A 6567-nucleotide genomic window follows, 5' to 3' on the forward strand; every position below is an offset into this window, starting at 1 on the left:
GCTTACTGCTCCTGCGCCCGATAAGCCCCCGGCGTCAGCCCTGTCCATTTCTTGAACGCCCGATGAAACGCCGACGGCTCGGAAAACCCGAGCTGTTCGGCGATCTGTTGCAACGACAGATCCGCCCGCCCGAGGTGATAAATCGCGATGTCCCGCCGCAACTGATCCTTCAATTCCTGAAAACTGGTGCCTTCTTCGCGTAGGTGCCGGCGCAGGGTTTGCGGGCTGATGTGCAGGTGCGCCGCCACCGCTTCGAGGTCCGGCCAGCGTGCGCTGTCGTGGCTGAGCAAGCGCCGCAGCCGGCTGCTCAGGCTGTTGCCGTCGTCCGGGCGGGACAGCAGGTCGGCGGGGGAGCGTTCGAGGAAATGCTTGAGGGTGCGTTCATCCTGCAACAGCGGCATTTGCAGATAACGGCTGTGAAACACCAGGCTGCTTTGCGCTGCCGAAAATTCCAGCGGACAGGAAAACAGCAGATCGTATTCCGCCCCGTGCGCCGGTTTCGGGTAGCTGAAACTGGCCTGCTCCAGGCGAATCCGCTGGCCGATCAGCCAACTGCCCAGGCGATGCCAGATCACCAGCAGGCTCTCGCTGAGAAAGTGATCCGGATCCCACAATTGCGCATCGTCGAGGCTCAGGCGCACCCATTCGTCTTCACGGCTCAGGGTCAGGCGCGGGGCTTCGGGGAATAGGCTATAAAACAATAAGCCGCGTTGCAGAGCCTTCTCCAGGCTGCGGCAATGAATGATGGCGTGGCACATCATGGCGAAGCTGCCGGGTTTGCTCGGCGCGTTGCCGAAACCCAGGTATTCGTCGTCCAGGGCCAGCCAAAGGTTCTGGATCAGTTGGGTGAATTGCTCCGGGGCGATCCGCGCGCGCGGCTCGTCGAGCAGTTCGGGGCTGATGCCCAGTTGCTGCAGCAGGTCCGAATAGTCGTAACCCGAGCGCCGTGCGCCACCGAGGGCGGCGCGGGCGAAATGACTGGCGATGGTGCGTTCGCGCATGAGCGGCAGATCCTTCCTCTGGCGACCGATGGTAGCGGCTGCCTTTGATCGGTAACAAGGCGGATTTCCGCCAAATTGTAGGACGAGGTCGGGCGACTTGGCGGAAATCCGCCACACTTGAGTCACCGAACGGTGACACAAAAAAACCTGTATCCCCTGATATCAAAAGGCTTGCAGCGATTTGCACCAAAGTGGCACGACGTTTGCGATAAGAGCGACAGAAGCGTGCGCCGAGCCGGTCCGGAAAGCGCCGTTCGACACAACAAATCCCTCCAGTGCAGGAGGGTTCGCAATTCAAGTGTCGCGTACAACAGATGGATGTTGCCGCGCGGGACTCTTGAGGAACTTTGCAATGACGACTCGTCAGCCACTGTACAAATCCCTGTATTTCCAGGTGATCGTCGCAATCTGTATCGGTATCGCGCTCGGCCACTACTACCCGCAGTTCGGCGTGGCCGTAAAGCCGCTGGGTGACGGGTTCATCAAACTGATCAAAATGATCATCGCCCCGATCATCTTCTGCACCGTGGTCAGCGGCATCGCTGGCATGCAAAGCATGAAATCGGTCGGCAAGACCGGCGGTTACGCACTCCTGTATTTCGAGATCGTTTCGACCATCGCCCTGCTGGTCGGTCTGATCGTGGTCAATATCGTGCAACCGGGCAACGGCATGCACGTCGATGTCAGCACGCTGGACGCCTCCAAAGTGGCGACCTATGTGCAACAAGGTGCTGACCAGAGCGTCGTCGGCTTCCTGCTCAACGTAATCCCGAACACCATCGTCGGCGCGTTCGCCACCGGTGACATCCTGCAAGTGCTGATGTTCTCGGTGATCTTCGGTTTTGCCCTGCACCGCCTGGGCGCCTACGGCAAGCCGATCCTGGACTTCATCGATCGCTTCGCCCACGTGATGTTCAACATCATCAACATGATCATGAAGCTCGCGCCGATCGGTGCCTTCGGTGCGATGGCGTTCACCATCGGTGCCTATGGCGTCGGTTCGCTGGTGCAGCTGGGTCAACTGATGGCCTGCTTCTACATCACCTGCCTGGCGTTCATCCTGATCGTGCTGGGTGGCATCGCCCGCATGCACGGTTTCAGCGTGCTGAAGATGATCCGCTACATCCGTGAAGAACTGCTGATCGTGCTGGGTACTTCCTCTTCGGAATCGGTACTGCCACGCATGCTGATCAAGATGGAGCGTCTGGGCGCGAAGAAATCGGTAGTGGGTCTGGTGATCCCGACCGGTTACTCGTTCAACCTCGACGGTACCGCGATCTACCTGACCATGGCGGCCGTGTTCATCGCCCAGGCGACCGACACCCACATGGACATCACTCACCAGATCACGCTGCTGGTGGTGTTGCTGCTGTCCTCCAAAGGCGCAGCCGGTGTGACCGGTTCTGGCTTCATCGTACTGGCGGCCACTCTTTCGGCGGTAGGTCACCTGCCGGTGGCCGGTCTGGCGCTGATCCTGGGTATCGACCGCTTTATGTCCGAAGCCCGCGCCCTGACCAACCTGGTCGGCAACGCCGTTGCCACCATCGTTGTGGCCAAGTGGGTCAAGGAACTGGACACCGACGTGCTGGATGCCGAGCTGGCGTCGGGCGGTCGCGGTATCGCCGATACCCGGCCTGAAGATGACCTGGGCGTGGCCGAAGGCCCGACCCCGAGCAATGTGAAGTAAGCATCGCTTGCCTGGAAAAACCCGCTTCGGCGGGTTTTTTCTTGTCTGCTGTTTGAGCGCAACGGTCAGCGCAACTGATGGATCCGGTAATTGCCCCATCGCCGATGGCTGCCTAGGCTGCATGCATCGTTGATGGAGATCGCCCATGTCTGCACCGCTGGCCTCACTGAAGATTCTGGATTTCTCGACCCTGCTGCCGGGGCCTTTCGCCTCGCTGTTGCTGGCGGACATGGGCGCCGACGTGCTGCGCATCGAATCGCCGACCCGCCTCGACCTGGTGCGGGTTTTGCCGCCCCACGATCACGGCGTCTCTGCCAGTCACGCTTATCTCAATCGCAACAAGCGCAGCCTGGCGTTGGATCTCAAGCAGCCCGAGGCGCTTGAGCTGGTCAAGCAGTTGCTGGCGGATTACGACATCGTGCTGGAGCAGTTTCGTCCCGGTGTGATGGAGCGGCTGGGGCTGGGTTACGAAGCGTTGAAGGCGATCAATCCGAAGCTGATTTATGTGTCGATCACCGGTTACGGCCAGACCGGGCCGTACAAGGATCGCGCCGGCCACGACATCAACTATCTGGCCCTGGCCGGGCTCTCCAGCTACACCGGGCGCGCCGACAGCGGGCCGTTGCCGCTGGGCATGCAGGTGGCGGATGTCGCGGGTGGCTCGCTGCACGGGGTGATCGGCTTGTTGGCGGCGGTGATTTCCCGCCAGCAGACCGGGCAGGGCACCCATCTGGACGTGAGCATGACCGACTGTGCATTCAGCCTCAACGCCATGGCCGGTGCCGGGTATCTGGCGTGCGGCGAGGAACCGGGCTGGGAAGAACAGATGCTCAATGGCGGCAGTTTCTATGATTACTACCGCTCCCGCGACGGGCGCTGGATGTCGGTGGGCAGTCTGGAGCCAGCCTTCATGCAGCAACTGTGCGCGGCACTGGGCCGGCCTGAGTTGGCGGCGCAGGGCTTGTTACCCAAGCCTGAGCAACAACGCGCGCTGAAGGACGCCTTGAAGGTCGAGTTCGAAAAGCATGATTTTGCCGAACTGTGCGAGCTGTTCGCCGGCATTGATGCCTGCGTCGAACCGGTGTTGAACCTTGGCGAGGCGGTGCAGCATCCGCAGTTACAGGCCCGGGAACTGGTGACGCAGGTGCCCCGTGGCGATGGTTCGACGCAGGCGCAGATCGCTTGCCCGCTGAAGTTCTCTGAAGCATTGCCGGCGCCGCGACATGTCGGCGCCGCGCTGGGGCAGCATACGGATCAGGTGTTGGGGGAGTTGGGGTTGAGCCCAGAGCGGATTGCCGGATTACGTGCTGCGAAAGTGGTTTTGTAGCTCGTTCCCACGCTCTGCGTGGGAATGCCGCCATGGACGCTCCGCGTCCACTGTGACGCAGAGCGTGGGAACGAGGTGGGGACTTACTCGACTCGCGTCTCGCCACTGAACACCAGCGTGTTGCGACAGCGCCGGCACAAATAGCGCCGACCTTGCCTGACCAGGCTATGACGCTGCGCCGAAAACGGAAAATCGCTATCCGCGCACGGGCATTTATAGATGTAGCGGGTCACGCTGCGGCGCTTGACTTCATAGGTATGGCAGCGATCCGGCGGCAACTCATAGACCCCGCGCATGATCAGTTGCCACTCCTCGCCATGGGGCTGGATACGGTCGCCGAACAGCTGATGGGCGATCAGGTGTGCGACTTCGTGGGCCACGGTCTGCTTGAGGAAGTGTTCGGTGTTTTCCCGGTACAGCTGCGGATTGAAGCGCAGCAGATTCTCGTGCAAATGCGCGACCCCGGCTTTTTGCCCGCGCAGCTTGAGGCTCACCACGGGGCGTTTGAAAGGACGTTTGAAAAAGGATTCAGCGAGTTGGAAACAGTCTTCGACGCGGGTATTGAGTTGCTCGGGCATGCTTGATGGATCTCCAGAGGTTTGGAGTATGCCGCAACCGTCCGGTCTTGCGCATCGCCAGACTGCCGAATGGTCGCAACGTCTCTTTCAGGCATGAGAAGGCCGCCTTGCGGCGGCCTGTGTTGGCGGATCTTGTTCTTTTCGGCGTTGCAGCCAGCCAGTTGGTGGCTCTCTAATTGGTGTAGACAGGCCCCACGCCCAGTCCCCAGACAATCACGGTAAACGCCATGATGGCGACCAGCACCACCAGACCCACCGCCAGCACCGAGCTGGAAAACAGGAAGCCCTCGTCGGATGGAATGTTCATGAAGGTCGGCAGCCCCACATACAACAGGTACACCGTGTAGCAGATAGCCGCCGTGCCGACGATCATCCCCAGCCACATGTGCGGATACAGCGCCGCCAGCCCGCCGACGAACAACGGTGTCGCGGTGTAGGTGGCAAATGCCACGCAACGGGCCAGGCTCGGGTTGGCGTCATAAGTGCGGGCCATCCAGTGCACAAAGGCACCCATGACCGCGACCCCGCCGAGCATCGCCAGGTACGACATGATCGTCATCCACAACGCGCTTTCGACGGTGAGCATCACCGGTGCGCGGTTGCCGATCACCCAGCCGACCTGAGTGGTGCCGATAAATGCCGAAACAGCGGGGATCGCCGCCAGAATCAGCGTGTGCGTCAGGTACATGTGGCTGATGCTTTCCTCTTGGTCGCCACGGATTTCCTTCCATTCCTGATCGGGGTGGGTAAAAAGTCCCACTACGTGATGGATCATGCCAGTCACTCCTCTCGTTATTGCCATCGCCCCCCAGCGGAGCGCGTACGGGCCAAAGCGGCCGAGCAAATACAGGTCTTCAGATTGTGTGCGACCTTATGTCGCAGTATAGAAAGGTCTTAACCGCACAGGTGGTAGGGGCTTAGAGCAAATCGCGCTGTAAAACCTCGGGGTAATCGCGTCGAGGTCTGTGCGAGCGGGCATTCGAGGGGGCGACAACCTGTGGCCACAACCTCGGTCTTTTTGCGTAAAATGCCCGCCTTTCGTCACACCTCACGGATTTCGCGTCATGGGCACTCTTACGGTCAACCAGAACAAACTGCAAAAGCGCCTGCGCCGCCTGGCCGGCGAAGCCGTCACCGACTTCAACATGATCGAGGACGGCGACAAGGTCATGGTCTGCCTGTCCGGGGGCAAGGACAGCTACACCATGCTCGACGTGCTGATGCACCTGCAGAAGGTTGCACCGATCAAGTTCGAGATCGTCGCCGTGAACATGGACCAGAAGCAGCCGGGTTTCCCCGAACACGTGCTGCCGGCCTACCTGAAAGAACTGGGCATCGAGTACCACATCGTCGAGAAGGACACCTACTCGGTGGTCAAGGAGCTGATCCCGGAAGGCAAGACCACCTGCTCGCTGTGCTCGCGCCTGCGTCGCGGCACGCTGTACACCTTCGCCGACGAAATCGGCGCGACCAAGATGGCCCTCGGTCATCACCGCGACGATATCGTCGAGACGTTCTTCCTCAACATGTTCTTCAACGGCAGCCTCAAGGCCATGCCGCCGAAGCTGCGCGCCGACGACGGCCGCAACGTGGTAATCCGTCCGCTGGCCTACTGCAACGAGAAAGACATCCAGGCCTACTCGGACTTCAAGCAATTCCCGATCATCCCGTGCAACCTCTGCGGTTCTCAGGAAAACCTGCAACGTCAGGTGGTCAAGGAAATGCTGGTGGACTGGGAGCGCAAGACCCCGGGCCGCACCGAGAGCATTTTCCGCAGCCTGCAGAACGTGATCCCTTCGCAGCTGGCTGACCGCAATCTGTTTGACTTCACCAGCCTGAAGATTGATGAAACCGCCGCTTCGCGATTCGTTAACGTCGTAAACCTGTAAACACCGTCCCTGTGGGAGATTCTATGGTTTAGGGGAAACCCTCAACTTGCTTTCGGCTGGTATTCGCTCTGCCCCTTTAGTAGTG

The 6567-nt window shown here is 60.3% G+C and carries 6 protein-coding genes; 3 read left to right on the plus strand and 3 right to left on the minus strand.

Features of this window, described 5'->3' with window-relative positions; genetic code table 11:
* Positions 1–2: 2 nt before the first annotated feature.
* Positions 3–1001, minus strand: coding sequence for an AraC family transcriptional regulator (locus tag MKZ87_RS19870; protein ID WP_085697055.1), 999 nt, complete (start codon positions 999–1001; stop codon positions 3–5).
* 352 nt (positions 1002–1353) lie between these two features.
* Here MKZ87_RS19870 and MKZ87_RS19875 point away from each other — a divergent pair, with 352 nt between their 5' ends.
* Together MKZ87_RS19875 and MKZ87_RS19880 are read left to right on the plus strand one after the other, a co-directional pair.
* Positions 1354–2688, plus strand: coding sequence for a dicarboxylate/amino acid:cation symporter (locus MKZ87_RS19875; RefSeq protein WP_085697054.1), 1335 nt, complete (start codon positions 1354–1356; stop codon positions 2686–2688).
* A 145-nt stretch (positions 2689–2833) separates the two neighbouring features.
* Positions 2834–4015, plus strand: coding sequence for a CaiB/BaiF CoA transferase family protein (locus MKZ87_RS19880; RefSeq protein WP_085701574.1), 1182 nt, complete (start codon positions 2834–2836; stop codon positions 4013–4015).
* A gap of 83 nt (positions 4016–4098) precedes the next feature.
* Here the strand turns inward: MKZ87_RS19880 and MKZ87_RS19885 are convergent, their stop codons facing one another.
* Positions 4099–4593: a SprT family zinc-dependent metalloprotease gene (locus MKZ87_RS19885; protein WP_085697052.1), complete on the minus strand. Its 495-nt coding sequence runs from the start codon at positions 4591–4593 to the stop codon at positions 4099–4101.
* Between the two features lie 172 nt (positions 4594–4765).
* Complete coding sequence (locus MKZ87_RS19890; protein WP_007957761.1) at positions 4766–5368, minus strand: Yip1 family protein; 603 nt, start codon at positions 5366–5368, stop codon at positions 4766–4768.
* A 289-nt stretch (positions 5369–5657) separates the two neighbouring features.
* Between MKZ87_RS19890 and ttcA the strand changes: the two genes are divergently transcribed.
* Positions 5658–6482: a tRNA 2-thiocytidine(32) synthetase TtcA gene (gene ttcA / locus MKZ87_RS19895; RefSeq protein WP_064598661.1), complete on the plus strand. Its 825-nt coding sequence runs from the start codon at positions 5658–5660 to the stop codon at positions 6480–6482.
* Positions 6483–6567: the final 85 nt, after the last annotated feature.

The sequence above is a fragment of the Pseudomonas sp. MCal1 genome (genome assembly GCF_026341415.1).
GTDB lineage: Bacteria > Pseudomonadota > Gammaproteobacteria > Pseudomonadales > Pseudomonadaceae > Aquipseudomonas.